The 22827-nt window shown below is 72.8% G+C and carries 24 protein-coding genes; 14 read left to right on the top strand and 10 right to left on the bottom strand.

The window, feature by feature from the left end:
- The first annotated feature begins 43 nt into the window (after nt 1–43).
- Entirely contained in the window at nt 44–1534 is a 1491-nt protein-coding gene (locus ACFY1S_RS08335) for a glycoside hydrolase family 3 protein (RefSeq protein WP_387114049.1), read from the top strand.
- Here the strand turns inward: ACFY1S_RS08335 and ACFY1S_RS08340 are convergent.
- A complete protein-coding gene (locus tag ACFY1S_RS08340; protein WP_387114051.1) occupies nt 1531–1818 on the bottom strand; it encodes a GNAT family N-acetyltransferase in 288 nt (95 codons plus the stop codon). The two genes, ACFY1S_RS08335 and ACFY1S_RS08340, sit on opposite strands and share 4 nt — an antisense overlap.
- Nucleotides 1815–3041, bottom strand: coding sequence for a cysteine desulfurase-like protein (locus tag ACFY1S_RS08345; protein WP_387114053.1), 1227 nt, complete (start codon nt 3039–3041; stop codon nt 1815–1817). Before ACFY1S_RS08345 ends, ACFY1S_RS08340 begins: the two co-directional genes overlap by 4 nt.
- Nucleotides 3042–3116: 75 nt before the next feature.
- On the opposite strand from ACFY1S_RS08345, the gene ACFY1S_RS08350 reads away from it, so the two are divergent.
- The 7 genes from ACFY1S_RS08350 to ACFY1S_RS08380 all read left to right on the top strand — a co-directional run bounded on the left by ACFY1S_RS08350 (nt 3117) and on the right by ACFY1S_RS08380 (nt 7389).
- Nucleotides 3117–3482 (top strand): hypothetical protein, encoded by a 366-nt coding sequence (locus ACFY1S_RS08350; RefSeq protein ID WP_387114055.1) that lies wholly within the window; start codon nt 3117–3119, stop codon nt 3480–3482.
- Nucleotides 3483–3542: 60 nt separating this feature from the next.
- On the top strand, nt 3543–4364 hold the full coding sequence (locus ACFY1S_RS08355; RefSeq protein WP_387114057.1) for a DUF1206 domain-containing protein: 822 nt from the start codon (nt 3543–3545) through the stop codon (nt 4362–4364).
- An 82-nt stretch (nt 4365–4446) separates the two neighbouring features.
- Nucleotides 4447–5649 carry a mechanosensitive ion channel family protein gene (locus ACFY1S_RS08360; protein WP_387114059.1) on the top strand — a complete coding sequence of 401 codons (1203 nt, stop codon included), beginning with the start codon at nt 4447–4449 and terminating at the stop codon, nt 5647–5649.
- Nucleotides 5650–5855: 206 nt separating this feature from the next.
- On the top strand, nt 5856–6290 hold the full coding sequence (locus tag ACFY1S_RS08365) for a phage holin family protein (protein WP_387114061.1): 435 nt from the start codon (nt 5856–5858) through the stop codon (nt 6288–6290).
- Nucleotides 6287–6628 (top strand): DUF3618 domain-containing protein, encoded by a 342-nt coding sequence (locus tag ACFY1S_RS08370; RefSeq protein ID WP_387114063.1) that lies wholly within the window; start codon nt 6287–6289, stop codon nt 6626–6628. The genes ACFY1S_RS08365 and ACFY1S_RS08370 overlap by 4 nt, the downstream gene beginning before the upstream one ends.
- Complete coding sequence (locus ACFY1S_RS08375) at nt 6625–6897, top strand: DUF4235 domain-containing protein (RefSeq protein ID WP_387114065.1); 273 nt, start codon at nt 6625–6627, stop codon at nt 6895–6897. The genes ACFY1S_RS08370 and ACFY1S_RS08375 overlap by 4 nt, the downstream gene beginning before the upstream one ends.
- A gap of 288 nt (nt 6898–7185) precedes the next feature.
- Nucleotides 7186–7389 carry a cold-shock protein gene (locus ACFY1S_RS08380; RefSeq protein ID WP_007075740.1) on the top strand — a complete coding sequence of 68 codons (204 nt, stop codon included), beginning with the start codon at nt 7186–7188 and terminating at the stop codon, nt 7387–7389.
- 110 nt (nt 7390–7499) lie between these two features.
- On the opposite strand, the gene ACFY1S_RS08385 is transcribed toward ACFY1S_RS08380, so the two are convergent.
- The gene (locus ACFY1S_RS08385) at nt 7500–7694 is read right to left on the bottom strand and encodes a hypothetical protein (protein WP_387114067.1); all 195 of its coding nucleotides are present in this window, start codon (nt 7692–7694) and stop codon (nt 7500–7502) included.
- A gap of 4 nt (nt 7695–7698) precedes the next feature.
- Nucleotides 7699–8682: an aldo/keto reductase gene (locus ACFY1S_RS08390; protein WP_387114069.1), complete on the bottom strand. Its 984-nt coding sequence runs from the start codon at nt 8680–8682 to the stop codon at nt 7699–7701.
- Nucleotides 8683–8766: 84 nt separating this feature from the next.
- On the opposite strand from ACFY1S_RS08390, the gene ACFY1S_RS08395 reads away from it, so the two are divergent.
- Nucleotides 8767–9561 carry a trans-aconitate 2-methyltransferase gene (locus ACFY1S_RS08395; protein WP_387114071.1) on the top strand — a complete coding sequence of 265 codons (795 nt, stop codon included), beginning with the start codon at nt 8767–8769 and terminating at the stop codon, nt 9559–9561.
- Nucleotides 9558–10580 (top strand): adenosine deaminase, encoded by a 1023-nt coding sequence (locus ACFY1S_RS08400; protein ID WP_387114073.1) that lies wholly within the window; start codon nt 9558–9560, stop codon nt 10578–10580. The genes ACFY1S_RS08395 and ACFY1S_RS08400 overlap by 4 nt, the downstream gene beginning before the upstream one ends.
- A gap of 216 nt (nt 10581–10796) precedes the next feature.
- Here the strand turns inward: ACFY1S_RS08400 and ACFY1S_RS08405 are convergent, their stop codons facing one another.
- Nucleotides 10797–12200 (bottom strand): ATP-binding protein, encoded by a 1404-nt coding sequence (locus ACFY1S_RS08405; RefSeq protein WP_387114075.1) that lies wholly within the window; start codon nt 12198–12200, stop codon nt 10797–10799.
- Between the two features lie 29 nt (nt 12201–12229).
- Entirely contained in the window at nt 12230–12919 is a 690-nt protein-coding gene (locus tag ACFY1S_RS08410; protein WP_139586301.1) for a response regulator transcription factor, read from the bottom strand.
- A gap of 73 nt (nt 12920–12992) precedes the next feature.
- Between ACFY1S_RS08410 and ACFY1S_RS08415 the strand changes: the two genes are divergently transcribed.
- Nucleotides 12993–13913, top strand: coding sequence for an ADP-ribosylglycohydrolase family protein (locus ACFY1S_RS08415; RefSeq protein ID WP_387114078.1), 921 nt, complete (start codon nt 12993–12995; stop codon nt 13911–13913).
- 183 nt (nt 13914–14096) lie between these two features.
- Here ACFY1S_RS08415 and ACFY1S_RS08420 read toward each other — a convergent pair whose 3' ends face one another.
- A complete protein-coding gene (locus ACFY1S_RS08420) occupies nt 14097–15026 on the bottom strand; it encodes a YcnI family protein (RefSeq protein WP_387114080.1) in 930 nt (309 codons plus the stop codon).
- Between the two features lie 189 nt (nt 15027–15215).
- Between ACFY1S_RS08420 and thrS the strand changes: the two genes are divergently transcribed.
- Nucleotides 15216–17225, top strand: coding sequence for a threonine--tRNA ligase (thrS, locus tag ACFY1S_RS08425; protein WP_387114082.1), 2010 nt, complete (start codon nt 15216–15218; stop codon nt 17223–17225).
- A 54-nt stretch (nt 17226–17279) separates the two neighbouring features.
- On the opposite strand, the gene ACFY1S_RS08430 is transcribed toward thrS, so the two are convergent.
- Nucleotides 17280–18008 carry a D-Ala-D-Ala carboxypeptidase family metallohydrolase gene (locus ACFY1S_RS08430; protein ID WP_387114084.1) on the bottom strand — a complete coding sequence of 243 codons (729 nt, stop codon included), beginning with the start codon at nt 18006–18008 and terminating at the stop codon, nt 17280–17282.
- A gap of 176 nt (nt 18009–18184) precedes the next feature.
- Between ACFY1S_RS08430 and ACFY1S_RS08435 the strand changes: the two genes are divergently transcribed.
- Complete coding sequence (locus tag ACFY1S_RS08435; RefSeq protein ID WP_387114400.1) at nt 18185–18697, top strand: HIT family protein; 513 nt, start codon at nt 18185–18187, stop codon at nt 18695–18697.
- A gap of 36 nt (nt 18698–18733) precedes the next feature.
- On the opposite strand, the gene ACFY1S_RS08440 is transcribed toward ACFY1S_RS08435, so the two are convergent.
- Entirely contained in the window at nt 18734–19216 is a 483-nt protein-coding gene (locus ACFY1S_RS08440) for a hypothetical protein (protein WP_387114086.1), read from the bottom strand.
- A 96-nt stretch (nt 19217–19312) separates the two neighbouring features.
- Here ACFY1S_RS08440 and ACFY1S_RS08445 point away from each other — a divergent pair, with 96 nt between their 5' ends.
- Nucleotides 19313–20371, top strand: coding sequence for an aldo/keto reductase (locus tag ACFY1S_RS08445; RefSeq protein WP_387114088.1), 1059 nt, complete (start codon nt 19313–19315; stop codon nt 20369–20371).
- 175 nt (nt 20372–20546) lie between these two features.
- On the opposite strand, the gene ACFY1S_RS08450 is transcribed toward ACFY1S_RS08445, so the two are convergent.
- Nucleotides 20547–22703, bottom strand: coding sequence for an elongation factor G-like protein EF-G2 (locus tag ACFY1S_RS08450; protein WP_387114090.1), 2157 nt, complete (start codon nt 22701–22703; stop codon nt 20547–20549).
- Nucleotides 22704–22827: the final 124 nt, after the last annotated feature.

The following is a 22827-nucleotide window of genomic DNA, read 5'->3' on the forward strand; positions in this document are numbered from 1 at the left end:
CGTCGACGCCGGGAACGGACGCCCAGCACCGCGAGGGGATCGCGTGACCGCGCCAGCCGGAGACCTGTCGGCGCTCGCCGCCGCCGTCCTGCAACCCGGGTTCGTCGGCACCACCCCACCGCCGTGGGTGTGCCGTTGGCTCGGCGAGGGCCTCGGCGGGGTTGTCCTGTTCGCCCGCAACATCGTCGACCCCGCCCAGGTGGCCGCCCTCACTGCCACGCTGCGCGCCGAACGCCCGGACGTCATCGTGGCGATCGACGAGGAGGCCGGCGACGTCACCCGCATCGAATCCGGCAGGGGCAGCTCCCGACCCGGCAACTTCGCCCTCGGCGCGGTCGACGACCCGGCGCTGACCGAGGCGGTCGCCCGCGACCTCGGCACCGAACTGGCAGTCGCCGGAATCACCCTCGACTACGCCCCGGACGCCGACGTCAACTCCAACCCGGACAACCCGGTGATCGGCGTGCGTTCCTTCGGAGCGGACCCGGCGCTCGTCGCCCGGCACACCGCCGCCTGGGTCCGCGGGCTCCAGGCCGGTGGTGTCGCCGCCTGTGCCAAACACTTCCCCGGCCACGGCGACACCCGGGTCGACTCCCACCACGACCTGCCCCGCATCACCGCCGACCGGGACCGGCTCGACGCCTGCGAGCTGGCCCCGTTCCGGGCCGCCGTGGCCGCCGGGGTGCAGGCGGTGATGACCGGCCACCTGCTGGTCCCCGCCCTGGACCCGGAGCTGCCGGCCACGCTGAGCCAGCGCATCCTGGGCGGGCTGCTCCGCGACGAGCTGGGCTTCTCCGGCTTGATCGTGACCGACGCCGTGGAGATGCGCGCCGTCGCCGACAGGTACGGCTTCGCCGGAGCGGCCGTGCGCGCGCTCGCCGCCGGCGCCGACGCGATCTGCATCGGCGGTGAACGCGCCGGCGAGCGGGACGCCCGCGAACTGCGCGACGCCATCGTGGCCGCCGTGGTCTCCGGTGAGCTGCCCGAGGAACGCCTCGCCGAGGCCGCCAAGCGGGTCGGTCAGCTCGCCGCCTGGACGGTCGCCGCCCGCACCACCCTGTCGAACGGGACTCGCGGCGCCACCGACGTCGGGCTCGTCGCCGCCCGACGCGCCGTGCGGGTCAGCACCACGCGACCGGGACCGGCCGTGCTGCCACTGACCCGCCCCGCGTACGTGGTCGAGTTCGAGCCGCCGCGCAACATCGCCATCGGCGCCGAAACGCCGTGGGGAATCGGGGAGCCGCTGGGCGAGCTGCTGCCGGGCACCGACACGGTCCGCTACGCCGAACCGGACGTGCCCGCCGACCCGGGCGCCCCGGCGGGTGGGCGTCCCCTTGTCCTGGTGGTCCGCGACCTGCACCGGCACGACTGGATGCGGGACGCCGTACGGCGGGCCGTGGCGGCCCGCCCGGACGCGGTAGTCGTCGAGCTGGGCGTACCCGAGCTGGTCACCGGGGCGGTGCACCTGGCCACCCACGGCGCCACCCGGGCCAGCGGGCGGGCGGCCGCCGAGGCGCTGACCGGCCGGGCCTAGGCCTGCTCGACGACCAGGTCGGCGTACTCGGGGTGTTTGTCGACGAACGCGGCCACGAACGGGCACTGCGGCACCAGCCGGCCACCCCTGGCGCGGATCTCGTCCAGGGCGCCCCGGATCAGCGCGCTGGCCACGCCCTTGCCCTGGAATCCCGGGTCCACCTCGGTGTGGGTGAGGACCAGCACCTCCCCCCGGGGCACGTACGCGGTGAAACCGGCAAGCGCGTCGTCGACCAGGATCTCGAAGCGGTTCTTGGCGGGGTTGTCCTCGACCAGGGTGCTCACCGGGTCATTCTCCCTTCCCGCTCGAGCACCACGTCGAGTTCGGCGAGCAACAGGTCCACCTCGTCGGCCGTGTTGTAGTGGTAGATGCTGGCTCGCACCGCACCGCCGCTGTCGCGCAGACCCATCAGTCGGAAGTACTCGTAGGCGTAGTAGTCGCCGGCCGAGAGGCAGAAACCGGCGGCGCCCAACGCCTCCTGGGTGGCCGCCGGTGACATCCCGGCGACCCGGAACGACACGGTCGGGCAGCGCCGGGCCGGCGAACCGTAGACGGTGACGGCGGGCCGTTCCGCCAGCCCGGCGAGCAGCCGCTCCAGCAGTGCCTCCTCGTGCGCCTGCGCGGCGGCCAGTCCGGCGCGCAGCCGTGCCCGCCGGTCGCCGACCGCCTCCGGGTCCAGCCCGGCCAGGTGGTCCACGGCGGCGGTGACGCCGGCCAGCAGCGGGAAGCTCGGGGTGCCGTACTCGAACCGGTCCGGCACCGCGTCGGACGACGGCAGCAGCTTCGCCGGGCGCAGCGTGTCCCAGTGCGCCGGGTCGGCCACCATCGCCGCCAGGTGCGGCCCGGACCACTTGTAGGCGCTGGTGACCAGCACGTCGGCGCCGAGCGAGGCCAGGTCGGTGGGCCCGTGCGGCACCGAGTGGACGCCGTCGACGCAGACCAGCGCGCCGACCGCGTGTGCGATCTTGGCGATCGCCGGCACGTCCGGCACGGTGCCGATGGCGTTGCTGCCGCCGGTCACCGCGACCAGCCGGGTCCGCTCGCCGACCAGGTCGGTGTACTGCGCGGCGGGCAGCTCGCCGGTCTCCCGGTCGACCTCGGCCCAGCGCACTGTCGCGCCGGCCGCCTCGGCCGCCTGCACCCACGGCCGCACGTTGGCGTCGTGGTCGAGCCGGGACACCACCACCTCGTCGCCCGGGCGCCAGGTCGCGCCGAGCGTACGGGCCAGGGTGTACGTCAGCGCGGTGGCGCTCGGACCGAGCACCACTCCGGCCGGGTCGACGCCGAGCAGATCGGCCACCGCCGAGCGCGCCTCGGCGACCAGCTCCAACGAGCGCCGACCCGGGACGAAGGCGGCACTGCGGTTGCCGACCGCGCTGCGCATGGCGTCGGCCACCGCGTCGATGACACCGGCCGCGGTCTGGGTGCCCCCGGCACCGTCGAAGTGGACGAAACCCTCGGTCAGGGCGGGGTAGGCGGCCCGGGTACGGGCGATGTCGAAGGGCATGTCCCGGACCCTAGCCGGGGTGCCCCGGGCCCTCGCCGCCGCCCGGCGTCGCGCCCGTCTCGTACTCTTGGCGGGGTGACGAACCGACCCGCCACCGTGCCCCCCGCCCCCGTCCGCCGCGCCGCCGGTCTGTTCGCCGGTCTGGCCCTCGGTCTCGCCGTGCTCGCCGGTTGCAGCTCCCAGGGCGCCTCCACCGACTGCGGGCTGGACGCCTGCACCGTCACCTTCGAGCGGGGTGTCGACGCGAGCGCGACAATCCTCGGCGTCGAGGCCAAGCTGGTCGGCGCCGAGGGCGACCAGGTGACAGTCGAGGTCGCCGGCGAGCAGTTGACCCTCACCACCGGGCAGCAGGCCACCGAGGCCGGCGGCTTCGCGGTGACCCTGGACAGCGTCACCGACCAGCAGGTCAAGATCCGCGTGTCCCGTAACCCGGGCAACTGATCGCCCCCGGGCGGCGGTGGCCGACGTTTGGAAATCTTCGTAAACGGAGATTGTGGCGCCATGTCACTTACCCGTAACGCCGAAGCCACCGCCTCCCGAACGGCGGACAGCCGGTGGCTGGAACTCCTCGCCCGGGCCGGCTTCATCGGCTACGGCATCGTGCACCTGCTCTTCGCCTGGCTGGCGTTGCAGATCGCGTTCGGCACGTCGTCCGACGACGGCGACCAGTCCGGCGCCCTGCGGACCCTCTCCGAACAGCCCCTCGGCAAGTTCCTCGTCATCGCCATCGCGGTCGGCCTGCTCGCGATGGCGATCTGGCAGGGGCTCGAGGCGGCTGTCGGGCATCGCGCCGAGCGCGACAAGGAACGGGTCATGGAACGGGTCGCCTCGGCCGGCCGGACCATCGTCTACCTCTACTTCGCCTGGACCGCGTTCAAGGTCTTCTCCGACGCCGGGTCGAACAGCGCCGACCAGCAGGAGGCGCTTACCGGCAAGCTGATGACCTCCAGCGGTGGCCGCTGGCTCGTCGGCCTGGCCGGGCTGGTGCTCGCCGCGATCGGCATCGGCCTGGTGATCTACGGCATCCGCAAGAAGTTCGAGAAGCACCTCAAGACCGGTGAGATGAGCCCCAAGACCCGCCAGTTGGCCCGCCGCCTCGGGATGGCCGGTTACGTCGCCAAGGGCGTCGCGTACGGCATCGCCGGTCTGCTGGTCATCGTGGCGGCGGTGAACTACGACCCGGAGAAGGCCCGTGGTCTGGACGCCGCGCTGCACACGCTTCAGGAGCAGTCGTACGGCACGTTCCTGCTGACCCTTGTCGCCCTGGGCATCGCCGCCTTCGGCGTCTACTGCTTCCTCCAGTCCCGGTACCGCAAGGTCTGAGCTGGTCGATTCCGGCTACGTGCGGCACTCTTGGGCTTTTGCCCGAAGCGCCGACGCTTGGTCGAAGGGAAGCACCGAACCCGTGCAGAGTTACCTCACGACGGCCGTCGCCGCGCTCGCCGCGGCGGCGGTCGCTCTCTTTCTGGTCGAGGTCGTCCACCGGCTCACCCGGCGGTTCGGCCGCCGGTCGCAGCTGTCGACCGAGCTGACCGATCACGCGCACCGCCCGTTCCAGGTCGCCGGGACGGTCCTGGCCGTGCAGTTCGCCGTCCGGTTCAGCACCGGGTACGCCGTCGGCGAGCACTGGCGGCAACTGCTGCTGCACCTGCTCGTCCTCGGCGTGATCGCCACCACCGCCTGGCTGGTCGCGTCGCTGTTGGTGGTGGTGGAGGACACCGCGCTGGCCCGCTTCCGGGTGGACGTTCCGGACAACAGGCACGCCCGGCGCGTCCGTACCCAGGTGGTGATGCTGCGCCGGCTCACCATCGCGGTGATCGTCATCCTGACCGTCGGCGTGATGCTCATGACGTTCCCGAGCGTGCGTGGCATCGGCGCCGGCGTGCTCACCTCCGCCGGTGTGGTGGGTGTGGTGGCCGCCCTCGCCGCGCAGAGCCTGCTCGGCAACGTCTTCGCAGGCCTCCAGCTCGCCTTCAGCGACGCCGTACGCCTCGACGACGTGGTGGTCGTCGAGGGGGAGTGGGGCCGCATCGAGGAGCTGACGCTCAGCTACGTGGTCGTGCAGATCTGGGACGACCGGCGGCTGATCCTGCCCACGTCGTACTTCACCAGCAAGCCCTTCCAGAACTGGACCCGCACCGAGGCGGCGGTGCTGGGTACCGCCGAGTTCGACGTCGACTGGGCGGTGCCGGTGCAGACCATGCGCGAGGAGCTGCGCCGCCTCGTGGAGGGCACCGAGCTGTGGGACGGGCGGGTCTGCGTCCTGCAGGTCACCGACGCCACCGGCGGAACGGTACGGGTACGCGCGCTGGTCAGCGCCGCCGACGCCGGCAGCCTGTGGGATCTGCGCTGCCTCGTCCGCGAACACCTGGTCGCCTGGATCCGGGACAACCGGCCCACCGCGATGCCCCGGGTGCGTACCGAGCTGGGCGACGCCAGCAGCAACCTGCCGTGGCAGTGGGTGCAGCCCCGCCGGCAGGTGCGCCGCCCCGGCGGCACCGAGGCCCCCGACGACGCACGCGTCTTCGGCGGGAGCGACGACGGCGACGCCCGCAGCGAGGCCTTCGTGGGCCCCGACGAAACCTCCTCCGCGTCCCTGCGCCCCTAGCGCGCGCGAGTCGGGGCGGTTGAGAGGTTTGGGCGGGCTTGGGTGGGGGATCCGCTGCCGGACTTCTCTGTCGCGGGCGGTCGCCGCCGTCGGATTTCGGCGGCGCGGCGACCGGACGACAGGGACGGGCACCCGCTCGCCGCGCTTTAGGATTGACGGGCGGCGACTCCGGGCATACAGCGCGGTGATGAGGAAAGGAGGACAGCATGGCTGACGTGGCGAACGCCCGCACATCCCGCAACGGGAGCGAGCCCTCCACCGCCGAGCTGGTGCAACGAGCCACCGAGCAGGTCTCCCGCCTCGTACGGGACGAACTGGCGCTGGCCCGGGCGGAGTTGACCGAGAAGGGCAAGCACGCCGGCATCGGGATCGGCCTGTTCGGCGGCGGCGGAGCGATGGCGTTCTACGGCCTGGGAGCGCTTGTCGTCACGGCGATCCTGCTGCTGGACCTGGTACTGCCCGCCTGGGCCGCGGCGCTGATCGTGGCGGTGGCGCTCTTCCTGATCGCCGGCATCCTCGCCCTGGTGGGCAAGAAGCAGGTCAGCCGTGCGGTCCCACCGGTCCCGGCGGCCACGGTACGCAGCCTGCGGGCCGACGTGGACACCGTCGCCGCCGCGGTGAAGGACAGGGGACGGGCATGACGGGTAACGGGACCGGCGACACGGAGGCGCTCCGCGAGGAGATCCGTCGTACCCGGGTCGAGTTGGGCGAGACGATGGAGGCGCTGGCCGCCAAGGCGGACGTCAAGGCGCGCCTGAAGGAGTCCGCAGGTCAGGCACGGGAGCGGGTGCGCGAGCAGGCGGCGCAGACCGTGGCCCGGGTCAAGGGGCAGGCCGTGCGCCACGCCGAGGACGTGCGGGCGCAGGCGTACGACAAGGGGGACATGGTCCGGCGCAATCCGGTGCCGTGGGCGACGGTGGCCGCCGGTGCGGTGGCCGCCGTGGTGTTGCTGATGATCGTGCGGGGGAGGCGTAGGTGAGCAAGAGCATCGGCAGGGCCGCGTACCGGCCGGCAGGCATCCTGTTGGGTCTCGCCGCGGGTACGGTGGCGGGCGCGATCTTCCGGCAGGTCTGGAAGGTCACCGCGGGCGACGGTGAGGCGCCCAACGCCACCGACGAGGACCGCGGCTGGGGCGAGATCCTCGCCGCCGCGGCACTTCAGGGGGCCATCTTCGCGGTGGTCCGGGCCGCAGTGGACAGGGGTGGAGCGGTGGGCGTACGCCGGATGACCGGCCACTGGCCGGACTGACCCGACACATCGACATCGGCCCCCTTCCCGTATCGACGGGAAGGGGGCCTTTCGCACGGTGGAGCACGACACCCAGCGATCTGAGGCATCCGTCAGGTCACATGTCGGAGAAATTCGTCGGAGAGGTCGTGCAGAGTTTTTGCGTACGTGATTTGCTGTTCCACGCTGTTGCGAGATGGCGTGGGTTGAGAGAAGCCCCGGTCGTGGGGCCGCCTCAGACGCCGCTGCTCGAAAACGGCCAATCGGCCGCACGGCGTGCACGGCCGCCAGTTTTAGAAGGAGATACACATGGCGCAGGGAACCGTGAAGTGGTTCAACGCTGACAAGGGCTTCGGCTTCATCACCGTCGACGGCGGGGGTGCTGACGTGTTCGTCCACTTCTCGGCCATCCAGACCAGCGGCTACCGCACGCTGGAGGAGAACCAGCGGGTGGAGTTCGAGATCGCTCAGGGTCAGAAGGGCCCGCAGGCTGAGCAGGTCCGTCCCATCTGAGTAGTGCGGCCGGCCCCCGCCGGCCAGTGGGACGATCCGGCCAGGGGTCGTTGTGCAGCCCCGTATCCCGGGAGGGATACGGGGCTGTTCCACGTCCCGGGGCCGACGGGTCAGAGTCGGCGGCGCGACCGCAGGCCGAACCAGATCACCACGAGACCGGCCAGCGTCACGATCGGGCCGAGCACCGCCCAGAACCGCTCGTCGGTCATCACGCTGCCACTGACATAGCCGAGGCCCTGCACCGTCCACACCGCACCGACCACGACCGCCAGCAGGCCGAGGCTGAGCGTGAGCCAACCCCTCATCGCGTCACCACCTGTCGTGCACCTGCGGGCGGATCAGCTCGTCGTAGACTTCGCGTACCCCTGCCAACTGTTCGGCGGTCAGCGGCGCCTGGGCCGCGGTGGCCGCGTTGCGCCGCGCCTGTTCGGCGTCGCGGGCACCGGGGATGACGACTGTGACGCCGGGCTGGTCCACCACCCAGCGCAGGGCGAACTGCGCCATCGTGCGGTCCGCGTCGACAAGTGGCGCGAGCCGGCGTACGGCGGCCAGGCCGCGCTCGAAGTCGACGCCGGAGAACGTCTCGCCGACGTCGAACGCGGCGCCGTGCCGGTTGAAGTTGCGGTGGTCGTCGGCGGGGAACTCGGTGTGCTCGTCGTACCGGCCGGAGAGCAGTCCGCTGGCCAGCGGCACCCGGGCGATGATGCCGACCCCGGCCGCCGAGGCCGCCGGCAGGACCTGCTCCAGCGGCTTGTGGCGTACCGCGTTGAGGATGATCTGCACGCTCGCCACGCCCGGTCGGGCGATGGCGGTGAGGGCCTGGTCGCAGGTCTCCACGCTGACGCCGTACCCGGCGATGGCCTTCTCGGCGACGAGGGTGTCCAGGGCGTCGAAGACCTCGTCGGAGGCGAAGACGGCGGTGGGCGGGCAGTGCAGCTGCACCAGGTCCAGTGTGTCCATGCCCAGGTTGGCCCGGGACCGGTCGGTCCACTGCCGGAAGTTGGCAAGGGTGTACGCCTCGGCGCGCTGCTCGACGCGGCGGCCCATCTTGGTGGCGACGGTCAGCCCGGCGTCGGGGCGGGAGCGGAGGAAGCGGCCGATGAGCTGCTCGCTGCGGCCGTCGCCGTACACGTCCGCGGTGTCGAGGAAGGTGACACCGGCGTCCACGGCGGCGGTGAGCACGGCCGTCGCGTCGGACTCGCTGACGGTGCCCCAGTCGGCGCCGAGCTGCCAGGCACCCAGGCCGACCACTCCGACGCTCCGGCCGAGCCGGTTGAAGCTGCGCTGTTCCATGCCCCGAGCCTAGTGATGGGGTTGCCGGGGTGCCACGCGAGCCGTACCTTAAAACAAGACGGACGTACGGTTTGGGAGGCGGCGATGTGGGATCCGACGACATACCTGCGGTACGCGGACGAACGGTCCCGTCCGTTTCACGACCTCGTCGCCCGGATCCCGGCCGGGCGACCCCGCACCGTGGTCGACCTCGGCTGCGGCCCCGGTCAGCTCACCGCCACCCTCGCCGAGCGCTGGCCGGCGAGCCGCGTGGTCGGCCTCGACTCCTCGCCCGAGATGATCGACCGGGCCGCCGCCCTGGACACCCCCGTCGACTTCGCCGTCGCCGACGCCTGCGACTGGCGGCCGGCCGGCGACGAGGACGTGGTCGTCGCCAACGCCCTCCTCCAGTGGGTCCCCGGCCACCGGGAGCTGCTGCGCCGCTGGGCCGCCGAGCTGCCCGCCGGCGCGTGGCTGGCCATGCAGGTCCCCGGCAACTTCGACGCCCCCTCGCACCGGGCGCTGCGCGAGGTCGCCGGCCGCCCGGCCTGGCGTGCCGAGCTGGCCCCCCTGCTGCGCGCCGACCCGGTCGACGACCCCATCGACTACGCCGAGCTGCTGACCGCCGCCGGCTGCTTTGTGGACGCCTGGGAGACTACCTACGTGCACCTGCTGCCGGCCCAGCCCGCCGCCGACCACCCGGTGCTGACCTGGATGGAGGGCACCGCCCTGCGCCCGGTCCGCGCCGCGCTGGACGCCGCCGGCTGGTCCGCCTTCCGCGCCGAGCTGGGGGTACGCCTCACCGCCGCGTACCCGGTCCGGCAGGGTCGGGTGTACTTCCCGTTCCGCCGCGTCTTCGTCGTCGCCCAGACCGGCGACCGTGCCGAGGAGATCTCGTGACCGACCTGTCCACCTTCATCGCCGGCCTGCCCAAGGTCGAGCTGCACGTGCACCACGTCGGCTCCGCCTCGCCCCGGATCGTCTCCGAGCTGGCGGCCCGGCACGAGGGCCGCACCCCGGTGCCGGCCGACCCGGCGGCGCTCGTCGACTACTTCGAGTTCCGCGACTTCGCGCACTTCGTCGAGGTCTACCTGAGCGTCGTCGACCTCATCCGTGACCCCGAGGACGTCTGGATCCTCACCCACGAGGTCGCCCGGGAGCTGGCCCGCCAGCAGGTCCGGTACGCGGAGCTGACCATCACGCCGTACTCGCACGTGCGGCGGGGCATCCCCGCGCCGGCGTTCTGCGAGGCGATCGAGGACGCCCGCAAGCGCGCCCTGACCGACTTCGGCATCGAGCTGCGGTGGTGCTTCGACATCCCCGGCGAAGCCGGCCTGCCCGCCGCCGAGGAGACCCTGCGCATCGCGCTGGAGGAACGCCCCGAAGGGCTGATCAGCTTCGGACTGGGCGGCCCGGAGATCGGCGTACCCCGACCGCAGTTCCGGCAGTTCTTCGACCGGGCCCGCGCGGCCGGGCTCCGCTCGGTGCCGCACGCGGGGGAGACCACCGGCCCGCAGACCGTCTGGGACGCGCTGCGCGAGCTGGGCGCCGAGCGGATCGGCCACGGCATCTCCGCCGCGCAGGATCCGGAGTTGCTCGCGTACCTGGCCGAGCGTCAGATCGGGATGGAGGTCTGTCCGACGTCGAACGTGCGGACGCGGGCGGTGGCCAACCTCGACGAGCACCCGCTGCCCCGACTCGTGGAGGCGGGCCTGCTGGTCACCATCAACTCCGACGACCCGCCGATGTTCGGCACCACCCTCAACGACGAGTACGCGGTGGCGGCCCGGCTGCTCGGGGTGGGGCCGCAGGGGCTTGCCGGGTTGGCCCGCAACGCGGTGACCGCGTCGTTCCTGGACCCGGCCGGCAAGCAGGAGATCACCGCCGAGATCGACGCGTACCTCGCCGCCGCCGGCTGAACGGGCTGACGGGGGAGCAGGGCGCGCGGCGGGAGCGTGGGTGTGGGGGGACCTGTGGCTCCCGCCGCGCGCGCGGCTCCACCGACCGGTGGGTGCACGGTGCGGTGGTCGGTGGAACTGGTGGGTTCTTGCGTCGATCCTGTCAGCCCGCGGCTGATCCACCCCGGTCGTTAACCGCGATCTAAGGAAGACTTGCGCCGGGGCACAGCCCTGGGTTCAGTCGTCGGTGGGGCGCTGCCGGGGCCAGCGGCGGCCGCTGGCCTTCTGCTCCCGGACGTCCCGCGCCATCCGACCCACCAGACCGAAACGGCTGACCTGCCGGGGCGTCGCCTCCGGGTCGGCGAGCAGCATCACCACGCTCGCCCCGCCCAGCCGGGCCCGGTCGATGCTCACCGATCCGTTGGCCTGCAACGCCACACGCTTGGCGATGTCCAACCCGAGGCCTGTCGAACCCTGGTCGCTGGCCCCCCGGCGCAGCGCCCGGTCCGGGTTGGCGATGCCGGGGCCGGCGTCGTCGATCCGGATGGCCACATAACCGTCGCGGCGGGACACCGCCACCTCGAACGCGGTGCCCTGCGGGGTGTAGCGGAAGACGTTGCCGATCACCGCGTCCAGCGCGGCGGCCAACTCGGCGCGGGGCACCGGCGCCGGGATGCGCAGCTGCGCGCCTGTCACCCGCTGCGGGCGGTTCTGGTCGCTGGCCAGCGCCGCCCAGAACACCATCCGGTCCCGGACCACCTCGCTCACGTCGCACATCGCCGGCCCGGCCTCGTGCGCCACCGCCTTGCGCGTGGTCTTGATCAGCACGTCGATCTCACCTTCAAGGGTGACGATCGCCTGCCGGATCCGCCGGATTCCGCGCCGACGGTCCAGTTCGGCCTCGGAGAACGACCCCACACTTGTGTCGTCGGACTCCAACGCCTCCGCGTCCAGCCGCAGCACCGTCAACGGGGTACGCAGCCGGTGCGACAGGTCGGCCACCAGCTCCCGCTCGTCGGTGCGCGCCGCGTCCAGCCGGTCCGCCATCCGGTTGAAGGCGTACCCGGCCTCGGCCAGCTCCCGGGGGCCGGTCGGCTCCACGCGGACGCCGAGGTCGCCGTCGCCGATGGAGAGGGCGGCTTTGACCAGGCCGCGGGTCGCGTCCACCGCGCGGGCGGCGACCCGGTCGACCACCAGCACCGCCGCGCCGGTCATCGCGGCGCCCACCGCGAACAACAGCAGCCAGGTGCCGCCGGCGCCCCCGCCCAGCGCCGAGTCGGGTACGAACACCTCGACGACCGCCGTCCGGTCGCCCAGCACCACCGGATCGAGCCGGACGACCCCGCCGTCGACGTCGGCGACCATCGAACGGCGCTCGGCGCGGGCCTGGTCCACATCCCTGGCACCGGCCCGGCCGGCGGACTCGTCCAACCCCAACCCGTGCACCACGGGACGGGTCGGCGCGCCCTCGGCGCTCGCCACCACGGCCCGTTCGACCACCGCGGGGTCGGTGCTCACCGCCAGCGCGCCGGTCACCAGCGCACTACGACGGGCCGCCTCGGCGATCGCCTCCTGGCGGTTCTGCTCCCGCAGACTCAGCCCCAGCGGGATCAGGAACGCGAGCGCGACGAGACTGCACATGCCGGCCGTGAGCAGGGCCAGCGCGGACCTCAGTCCGGCGCCACCAGCCGGAACCCGACCCCCCGCACGGTGCGCAGGTAGCGCGGCTTCGCCGCGGACTCGCCCATCTTTCGGCGTAGCCAGTACAGGTGAACGTCGATGGTCTGATCCTCGCCGACCGATGGCTGACGCCATACCTCCTCCAAGAGTTCCCGGCGGGACACTACCCGCCCGGGTCGTGCGGCGAGATAGGCCAGCAGGTCGAATTCCTTGCGGGTCAGCGCCAGCGCCTCCCCGTCGAGCTGGGCGCTGCGCTCACCGACGTCCACCCGCAGCCCACCGACAGTGTGCACCGCGGGCTGCACCGTCCGGCTGGCCCGCCCGGCCCGCCGCAGCACTGTGGTGATCCGGGCGTCCAGGTGCGCGCCGGTGAACGGCTTGACCATGTAGTCGTCGGCGCCGGCGCGCAGCAGCTTCACCACCGACTGCTCGTCGTCCCGGGCGGTGGCGATGATGATCGGGACGTCGGTGATGCCGCGCAGCATCCGCAGCGCGTCCGAACCGTCCAGGTCGGGCAGCCCGAGGTCCAGCACCACCAGGTCGGGTGTCTCGGCGGCAACGCGGCGCAGGGCGTCCAACGCCGTACCCACGGCGTGCACGGCGTGCCCCCGGTCGGTGAGGGACCGCAGCATCGCGCCGCGTACGACGTGATCGTCTTCGACCAGGAGCACGGAGGCCACGACAAGACCGTACTTGGCGTGGCAAGTTGATCGCGTTGCGGCGTACCTGGGAAGCGGGCAAGCTGGTACGACGATGTCGTTCACCCTGTTCGTCGATGCCCGCCTGGCGCTCGCCCGGGACAGCCTCGCCGGTCTCTCGACCGGCGACGCGCTCGGCGCTCGGTACTTCCTGCCGGGCGAGGCGTTCCCGGATCTCGGCGTGGAGGCGCTGCCCGCCGCGCCCTGGGAGTGGACCGACGACACCGAGATGGCCTGCTCGGTCCTCGCCGAGCTGGCCGACGCCGGCGGCATCGACCGGGACCGGCTGGCGCTGGCGTTCGCGCACCGGTGCTCCCCCCACCGCGGCTACGGCTCCGGCGCGCTGGCGATCCTGCGACTCATCCGCACCGGCACGCCGTGGCCGCTGGCTGCCGCGTCCGCGTTCGACGGCGAGGGCTCGTGCGGCAACGGCGCGGCGATGCGGGTGGGTCCGTTGGGTGCGTACTTCGCCGACTCGACCGCCCGCGCAGCGGCGCAGGCCCGCGCCTCGGCGGAGGTGACCCACGCGCACCCGGAGGGGATCGCCGGCGCGGTCGCGGTGGCGGTGGCCGCCGCGTTGGCCGCCCGTGCCCGCCTCGACGGGCACCGGCCGGCTCCCGAGCGGTTGCTCGCCGGGATCGCCGCCGCCGTCGACCCCGGCACCGAGGTGCATCGCGGCGTCAGCCGGGCGGCGGGACTGCTCGGCCGGCCACTGCCCCGGGTGGTGGCGGCGCTGGGCAACGGCTCCCGGGTGACCGCCCAGGACACCGTCGGGTTCACCCTCTGGGTGGCCGCCACCCACCTCGACGACTATCCGGCGGCGATCCAGACGTGCGTGCGCGCCGGTGGGGACGTGGACACCACGGCCGCCATCGCGGGTGCGGTGGTGGCCGCGTACACCGGCGTCGGCACCCCGGGCGGGGTGCCCGAGGCGTGGCTGGCCGCCCGCGAGCCGCTACCTCCCTGGGTGCCTTGACCCCACCTCTCACCGGCGGGCACCTGCCCCCTTCGGTCTCCTGTGCCGACCGCCAACCTGCCCTTGCACCCCCTTTGCTCTGCACCCCTACGTGCTCCAGGCACGCTCCGTAACCGGTGCATGGGCGGGTGCAGAGCAAAGGGGGTGGAGGGGGTTGGTTCGCTCCGGTCCCGGCGGAGTTCGTCAGCCGGTGCGGACCGGAGTGCCGACCGGGGCCGACTCCGCCCCGGACGCCGCCTGCGCCCCGGCGACCTGCGCCCCGGCGACCTGCGCCCGGTCGACGTCGGCGGGCTCGGCGGGCTCGGTCGCCTCGTCCTCCGCGCCGGTCACCTCGGCAAGCGCCGCGTCCTCGGCCGGGTCGCGCCGCCGCCACCGGCTCACCAGCCAGCCGATCGCCGTGCCGCCCCCCAGGCCCGCCAGCAGCCCGGCGCCCAGCATCGCGTCGGCGCTGCCCTGCTCCTCGCCGGAGCCGCCCGCCGCGTCCGTCGCCGTCCCACCACCGGTGTTGGAATCGGCGTTGGTGTCGGCTCCGTTCGCCGGAGCACCGTGACCGCCGTGGCCGACCGGTCCGGCAGCGCCCGCCGCCGGCAGCAGGGTCAGCGTCGGGGCCGGGTGCGCCCCGTCGGCGTCCGTCCACCTGACGACAGTGCCGTCGGCGTACGTCTGGACGACCTCGAAGGTGAGCTTGTCGGCCTGCGGCAGTGGGCCCATGGACAGCGCCAGCCGGGCCGGTCCGGGTGCGGCCTGGCCCACCCGCACCCAGGTCACCGCCGTGGTGACGGTGCTCACCCTTGAGGAGTGGATGCCCGTCACCGGCTTGTCCAGGGTGCGGGAGCTGATCCGGGGCGCCCAGCCGTCGACCGACATCGGGTAGACCTCGGCTACCGGCGCGTCGGCCGGCAACCGGACCTCGATCTGCCGGGTGGTGGTGCCCGCCCGCTCCTCCGGCACGCTGAACTCCAACCGCACCGCGTCGCCCTGCCGGGCCTCGGACGGGGTGGTCGTCACGTCGGCTCCGTACGCCGTCGCGGGCCAGAACAGCAGCCCGGCGGCCGTCAACGCGGTCACCGCCACGATCCGCCTCCGGCGGCCACCACCGTCCGTGCTCGCCATCTCGTGCCCCCATCCGTGTCGACGCGACCGGCACCGGTTTCCGGCCACACCCTCTAGTTCGGCTCCGAGGCGCGAAAGGTTCAACGCCGGACGTCAGGAAGGTGCCGTTCCCGGTCCGAGGCGGGCCGACCGATAGCATCGGCAGGAGCCGAGGATCGGCCCCGTTTCGTACCGCTTGGAGGAGTCACCGTGTCCGCACCCCGTACCCCCGCCGTGGCCGACCCCGTCGTCGTCGCCGCCGGGACGACGGCGGCCGACGCGGTGGCCGCGGCCGGACTGCCCGCGAACGGCCCCAAGGCGATCGTCGTGGTCCGCGACCCGCAGGGTCAGCTGCGCGACCTGGACTGGTCGCCGGCCGAGGAAACCGTCGTCGAGCCGGTCAGCCTGGACTCGCCGGACGGGCTCAACGTGCTGCGCCACTCCACGGCGCACGTGCTCGCCCAGGCCGTGCAGGACGTCTTCCCCGAGGCCAAGCTGGGCATCGGCCCGCCCATCGAGAACGGGTTCTACTACGACTTCGACGTCGACAAGCCGTTCCAGCCCGACGATCTCAGCAAGCTCGAGAAGCGCATGCAGGAGATCATCAAGTCGGGGCAGCGGTTCCGCCGGCGCCGCTTCGGCAGCCTCGACGAGGCGCGCGCCGAGCTGGCCGACGAGCCGTTCAAGCTGGAGCTGATCGAGGTCAAGGGCGAGGGCCTGGACACCGACGAGGTGATGGAGGTCGGCGGCGGCGAGCTGACCATCTACGACAACCTCGACGCCAAGGAGGACAAGGTCTGCTGGTCGGACCTGTGCCGGGGCCCGCACCTGCCGACCACCCGACTGATCGGCGCGTTCAAGCTGATGCGCTCGGCCGCCGCGTACTGGCGGGGGTCGGAGAAGAACCCCCAGCTCCAGCGGGTGTACGGCACCGCGTGGCCGACCCGCGACGAGCTCAAGGCGTACCTGAAGCTGTTGGAGGAGGCCGCCCGGCGCGACCACCGCAAGCTCGGCGCGGACCTGGACCTGTTCAGCTTCCCCGACGAGATCGGCTCGGGTCTGGCGGTCTTCCACCCCAAGGGCGGCATCATCCGCCGGGAGATGGAGACCTACTCGCGGCAGCGGCACGAGGCCGCCGGGTACGAGTTCGTCAACAGCCCGCACATCAGCAAGGCGCAGCTGTTCCACACCTCCGGGCACCTGCCCTACTACGCGGACACCATGTTCCCGCCCATGCAGCTCGAAGGCGCGGACTACTACCTCAAGGCCATGAACTGCCCCATGCACAACCTGATCTTCAGGTCGCGCGGGCGGTCGTACCGTGAGCTCCCGCTGCGGATGTTCGAGTTCGGCACCGTCTACCGGTACGAGAAGTCGGGAGTGGTGCACGGCCTGACCCGGGTCCGTGGCCTCACCCAGGACGACTCGCACATCTACTGCACCCGCGAGCAGATGGCCGGCGAGTTGTCGACGCTGCTCAGCTTCGTGCTCGACCTGCTGCGCGACTACGGCCTGGACGACTTCTACCTGGAGCTGTCCACCCGCGACGACTCGCCCAAGTTCATCGGGGCCGACGAGGACTGGGCGGAGGCCACCGAGGCGCTGCGGACCGCCGCCGAAACCTCCGGCCTGGAGCTGGTGCCCGACCCGGGCGGCGCGGCGTTCTACGGGCCGAAGATCTCCGTGCAGGCCCGCGACGCGATCGGCCGGACGTGGCAGATGTCCACGATCCAGGTCGACTTCAACCAGCCGGAGCGGTTCGGGCTGGAGTACCAGGCCGCGGACGGCAGCCGGCAGCGGCCCGTGATGATCCACCGTGCGCTGTTCGGGTCGATCGAGCGGTTCTTCGGGGTGCTCACCGAGCACTACGCGGGGGCGTTCCCGGCCTGGCTGGCGCCGGTGCAGGTGGTGGGCATCCCGATCCGTGAGGACCACACCGACTACCTGCACGGTTTCGTCGCGGCGCTGCGCGCCGAGGGCGTTCGGGCGCAGGTGGACGCGGGTGACGACCGGATGCAGAAGAAGATCCGCACCGCCCAGCAGCAGAAGATCCCGTTCATGGTGATCGCCGGTGACGACGACGTGGCCGCCGGCACGGTCTCCTTCCGCTACCGGGACGGCTCGCAGCGCAACGGGGTGCCGGTCGCCGAGGCGGTGACCCACGTCCTGGACGTGGTGTCCTCGCGTACCAACATCGGCCCCTCGGCCGCCGCGGAGTAGCGCCGCGCGCCGGTGGCCTCCCCGCGTCGGGGAGGCCACCGCTGCCGCTCGGGGTCAGATGCCGCAGTTGGGCGCCGACCAGCCGCCGACCGCCGCCACGTGGGTGTGGTCGTTGTGGTCCGGGTAGCCGGGGCCGAGGATCTGCCCGAACCCGTGGTAGCGGGCCTGCTGCGCCAGCCGGCAGAACGACGGGGACCCGACCAGGTCGACCCCGTCGCCGTAGAGGTGTCGACTGTTCGACGCCCCGCCGACGGCGCTGTTGCAGGCGTAGCTGCGGAAGCTGCTGCTGATCGCGATGGAGACGTCGCCGAGGGCGTGCCGCATGGCCTGGAGCTTCCACATCGACACCAGCGCGTTGAACCGCGCGGTGCTCGCGGAGACCGCGCCACCGGACCAGTCACTGTTGCAGTTGTTCAACTCGGCGTAGCTGAAGTTGGCAGGTGTGCAGTCGTTGTCCTGGAGGGCGTAGAGCCGGTTGAAGGTCTGCGGGCCGGCGACGCCGTCTGCGGACAGCCCGTACGCCTGCTGGAAGCGGATCACCGCGGACCGGGTGGCGGGCCCGTACGAGCCGTCGAGGGTGAGTACGGCGCCGTAGCCGGGGTAGCCGGCGACCCGGATCTGGAGTTGCCGGACGTCCTCGCCGGTCATCCCCTGGGACAGGGCGCGACCCCAGGTGTAGCAGCCGTCCGCCTGTGCGGCGCCGGCGGTGAGGGTGACGCCTGTCACTGTGGTGGCGGCCGTCAGGGCGAGTGCCGCGAGGAGTCGGCCGAGTCGTCGGATCATGAAGCCCTCCATCAACGCATGGAAGTTCTTGGATGCATGGAATTTTCAGGTTTCGGCATTGATCCGTCAAGAACTTGCAGCATCCATTTTCCCGACGGTGGGAGTCGCCGCCCTCCCGGGCGGCTCCGTAGGATCGGCTCGTGACTGGGGCACAACGGGACACCGACAGCGGCGGCATGGCCGACGGCCTGGAGCGGCTCTGGACGCCGCACCGGATGACCTACATCTCCGGCGAGGACCGGCCCGAGGGCGGCTACGAGAAGCCGACCGGCTGCCCGTTCTGTCTCGCCCCGGGCCTGCCCACCGAGGAGAGCCTCGTGGTGGCCCGTGGCGAGCACGTGTTCGTGGTGCTCAACCTCTACCCGTACAACCCGGGGCACCTGCTCGTCTGCCCGTACCGCCACGTCGCCGACTACACCGACCTGGACGTGCCGGAGACCACCGAGCTGGCCTCGTACACCCAGAACGCCATGCGGGTCATCCGCAAGGTGAGCAACGCGCACGGCTTCAACCTGGGCATGAACCAGGGCGGGGTCGCCGGCGCAGGCATCGCCGCGCACCTGCACCAGCACGTGGTGCCCCGCTGGGGCGGCGACGCGAACTTCATGCCGGTGATCGGCCGCACCAAGGTCCTGCCGCAGCTGCTGCACGACACCCGCGACCTGCTCGCCCGCGCCTGGCCGTCCTGACCCGCGAGGTCCGCGCGGCGTCCGCGCCGGTCGGCGTCAGCCGGCGCGCAGCAGCGCGGTCAGCTCCGGCCAGCTCTCCACCCGGTGTACGTGCGGCAGCAGCGCGGCGTACGCGGCGACCTGTGCCGGGCATGGCCGGAACAGGTAGCGGTGCGGCACCGAATCCAGGTAGCCCAGCACCTCCAGCTTGTCGTCCACGAAGTGGGTCAACCCGAGCCGCCTGGCGATCGGCGCCTTGTCCCGCCGGGTACGGCAGAAGTGCACCCGCTCGGCCGGGATGCCCGTGCGGGCCGGGAAGTCGTGGTGGGCGAGCCACTGTCTGGTCCGGCGCTCGGTGGCCTCGCCGCACTTGGACACCAGGTGCACCTCGTCGAACGCCGGCTCGAGCGTCGCCAGAGCGTCGAACGCCCCGTCGACAGGCGGCGTACGCAGGTAGTGCGCGCCGAAGAAGGACGTGTCGGCATCCTCGTCGGCCGGCTCGATGATCACACCGCCGATGTCCACACCCAGCAGTCGCATGACGAGATCATCTCGCATCGTGACCGTCGCCGCGCCCCGCGTGTTCCCGCCCGGGAGTTGCTACGCGCCGCCCGACGAAGGTGGCACGATCGGCCGATGGCAGTGACGACACGGACGTTGGGGCGCAGCGGCATCGAGGTCAGCGCCCTCGGCATGGGCTGCTGGGCGATCGGTGGCCCCTGGGCGGAGGGTACCCAGCCGCTGGGCTGGGGCGCGGTCGACGACGACGAGTCGGTGCGGGCCGTACGCCGCGCGCTCGAAGAGGGCGTGACCCTGTTCGACACCGCCGACACGTACGGGGCCGGGCACAGCGAGCGGGTCCTCGGCCGGGCGCTCGCCGGCCGCCGCGACGAGGCGGTGATCGCCACCAAGTGGGGCTACACGTTCGACGAGGCGACCCGGCAGGCGACAGGCGAGGACGCGTCACCGGCGTACCTGCGGCGTGCCGTCACCGCCTCGCTGCGCCGGCTGGACACCGACCACATCGACCTCTACCAGCTGCACCTGGCCGACCTGTCCGTCCCCCGGGCGGAGGCGCTCGTCGGCACCTGCGAGGACCTGGTCGCCGAGGGCCTGATCCGGGCGTACGGGTGGAGCACCGACCGCCCCGACCGGGCCGCCGCGTTCGGGCAGGCGGCAGCCGGGGCCACCGCCGTGCAGCACGCCCTGTCGGTGCTGCGCGACGCCCCCGAACTGCTGGCGGTCTGCGACAAGTACGACCTGGCCAGCATCAACCAGGGGCCGCTCGGAATGGGCCTGCTCACCGGCAAGTACACGGCCGCATCGACGTTGCCCCGCGACGACGTGCGGGGGCTCGCGCCGGGCTGGCTGGAGTGGTTCCGGGGAGGCCGGCCGGCGCCGGAGTGGCTGCGCCGCGTCGGCGCGGTCCGTGCCGCGCTCACCGCCGACGGGCGCACCCTCGCCCAGGGTGCGCTGGGCTGGATCTGGGCCCGCAGCGGACGCACCATCCCGATCCCGGGCTGCCGTACGGTCGCCCAGGTCGAGGAGAACGCCGCAGCCCTGCACCGGGGCCCGCTGCCGGCTGACCAGTTCGTCGAGGTGGAACGTCAGCTCGCCGCCCTGCGCACCGCCGCCCTGCGCGACGCCGACCGCCCCCACTGGCCCCGCCCCACCCACCCCACGGTCCACCCGTAACCCGCCCTCCGCCCCGCCTCCCGCCGATCTTGCGCTTCCGGTGGTGACTTACGCGGGCAACAGCGACATGAGGGCGACAGAAAGTGCAAGATCGCCGAGGGCGGGGCGGGGCGGGGCGGGGCGGGGCGGGGCGGGGCGGGGCGGGGCGGGGCGGGGCGGGCCGGGCGGGGCGGGGTTACGGGGTTTTTTCCTTGCGGGCCTGGTCGGCCAGGTGGGTGGGCATGGGGTCGTGGCGGACGAAGTGACGGCGGAAGGTGCCGGTGCCGGCGGTCATCGAGCGCAGCTCCACCGCGTACCGGAGCAGTTCGATGGCCGGGACCTCGGCGCGGACGAGGGTGCGGCCCTCGGCGTCGGGGTCCGGTTCGGTTCCGAGCACCCGGCCACGCCGGCCGGACAGGTCACCCATCACGGTGCCGACCGAGCCGTCCGGGATGCGGATGGTGACCTCGTCGATGGGCTCCAACAGGGCCGGCTGGCCGCGCTCGGCCGCGTCGCGTAGGGCCAGCGCGCCGGCGGTCTGGAAGGCCGCGTCGGACGAGTCGACGCTGTGCGCCTTGCCGTCGACGAGGGTGACCCGCAGGTCCACGACCGGGTGGCCGGCGACCAGGCCGCGTTCGAGTTGGGCGCGCACGCCCTTCTCCACCGAGGGGATGTAGTTGTGCGGCACGGCGCCGCCGACGACCCGGTCGACGAACTCGAAGCCACCGCCCCGGGGCAGCGGCTCGACCTCGATGTCGCAGACCGCGTACTGGCCGTGGCCGCCGGACTGCTTGACGTGCCGGCCGTGCCCGGTCGTCGGCACGGTGAGCGTCTCGCGCAGCGACACCTTCACCGGTTCGGTGTCCAGTTCGACGCCGCCGGCGCGGAGCCGGTCGAGCACCACGTCGGCGTGGGCCTCGCCCATGCACCAGAGCACCAGCTGGTGGGTTTCGGCGTTGCGCTCGAGCCGCAGGGTGGGGTCGCCGGCGACCAGGCGGGACAGGTTGCGGGCGAGGGCGTCCTCGTCGGCGCGGCTGCGGGCGACGATCGCCACCGGCAGCAGCGGCTCCGGCATCTCCCAGGGGGCGATCAGCAGCGGGTCGTCCTTGGCCGAGATGGTGTCGCCGGTCTCGGCGCTGCCCGACTTGGTGATCGCGCAGATGTCGCCGGCCACGCAGTGCGGCACCTCCCGCAGCGTCGCACCCAGCGGGGTGTAGATGTGCCCCACCCGTTCGTCGGCGTCGTGGTCGGGGTGCCCGCGTTCGGCCATGCCGTGCCCGGAGACGTGCACGGTCTGCTCGGGGCGCAGCGTGCCGGAGAAGACCCGGACCAGCGAGACCCGGCCGACGTGCCTGTCGACTGTTGTCTTGACCACCTCGGCGACGAGCGGCCCGCTCGGGTCGCAGGTCAGCGGCGGGCGGGGCGAGCCGTCCACGCCGGCGACCGCGGGCAGTTCGTGTTCCAGGGGTGACGGGAACGCGGCGGTCAGCACCTCCAGCAGCGCGTCCAGGCCGACGCCGGTCTCGGCGCAGACCGGCACCACCGGGTAGAAGTGCCCCCGGGCGACCGCCTTCTCCAGGTCCTCGATGAGCACCTCGGTGCTGATCTCCTCGCCGTCGAGGTACCGGTCCATGAGGGTCTCGTCCTCGCTCTCGGCGATGATCCCCTCGATCAGCTCGTTGCGGGACTCGTCGATGGCGGGCTGGTGCTCCGGGTCCGGGTCGCGGACGTCGGCCGGTAGCCCGGCGGTGTAGTCGAAGACCCGGCGGGTGATCAGGCCGAGCAGACCCTCGGTGGAGACGCCGTCGTCGCCGAGCATCGGCAGGTACAGGGGCATCACGTTGTCGCCGAACACTCGCTGGCAGAGCGCCACCGACTCGTCGAAGTCGGCGCGCGGCTGGTCCAGTCGGGCCACCGCCACGGCACGAGGCATGTCGACGGCTGCGCACTCCTCCCACAGCGCCACCGTGGCGGCGTCCATGCCGCCGGCCGCGGAGACGACGAACAGGGCGGCGTCGGCGGCCCGCAGACCGGCGCGCAGCTCGCCGACGAAGTCCGCGTACCCGGGGGTGTCCAGCAGGTTGACCTTGATGCCGTTGTGCAGCAGGGGCGCGCAGGAGAGGCTCACCGAGCGCTGCTGGCGCACGGCCGCCGGGTCGTGGTCGCCGACTGTGGTGCCGTCGATGACGCTGCCGGCGCGCCCGATCGTGCCGGTGGCGGCGAGCAGCGCCTCGACCAGTGTCGTCTTGCCCGCGCCGGAATGCCCGACGAGCACCACGTTGCGTACCCGGTCGGGCTCGGTGACCACCGGCGTGCCGCCGGTGGACCCCTTCTCGTGATTCTTCTGCGCCATGGGGCGCACCTCCCTCAGCCGGTGGTGGGTGGCGACCGCCGCGCGAGGTGGAAGCGGCCCGGGGCGAGTGCGCGGCGATATCCTCCGGTGGTCTGCTGCACAGCGGGAACGCAACGGGCGGACG

The sequence above is a fragment of the Micromonospora sp. NPDC000663 genome (genome assembly GCF_042898105.1).
Lineage (GTDB): Bacteria > Actinomycetota > Actinomycetes > Mycobacteriales > Micromonosporaceae > Micromonospora.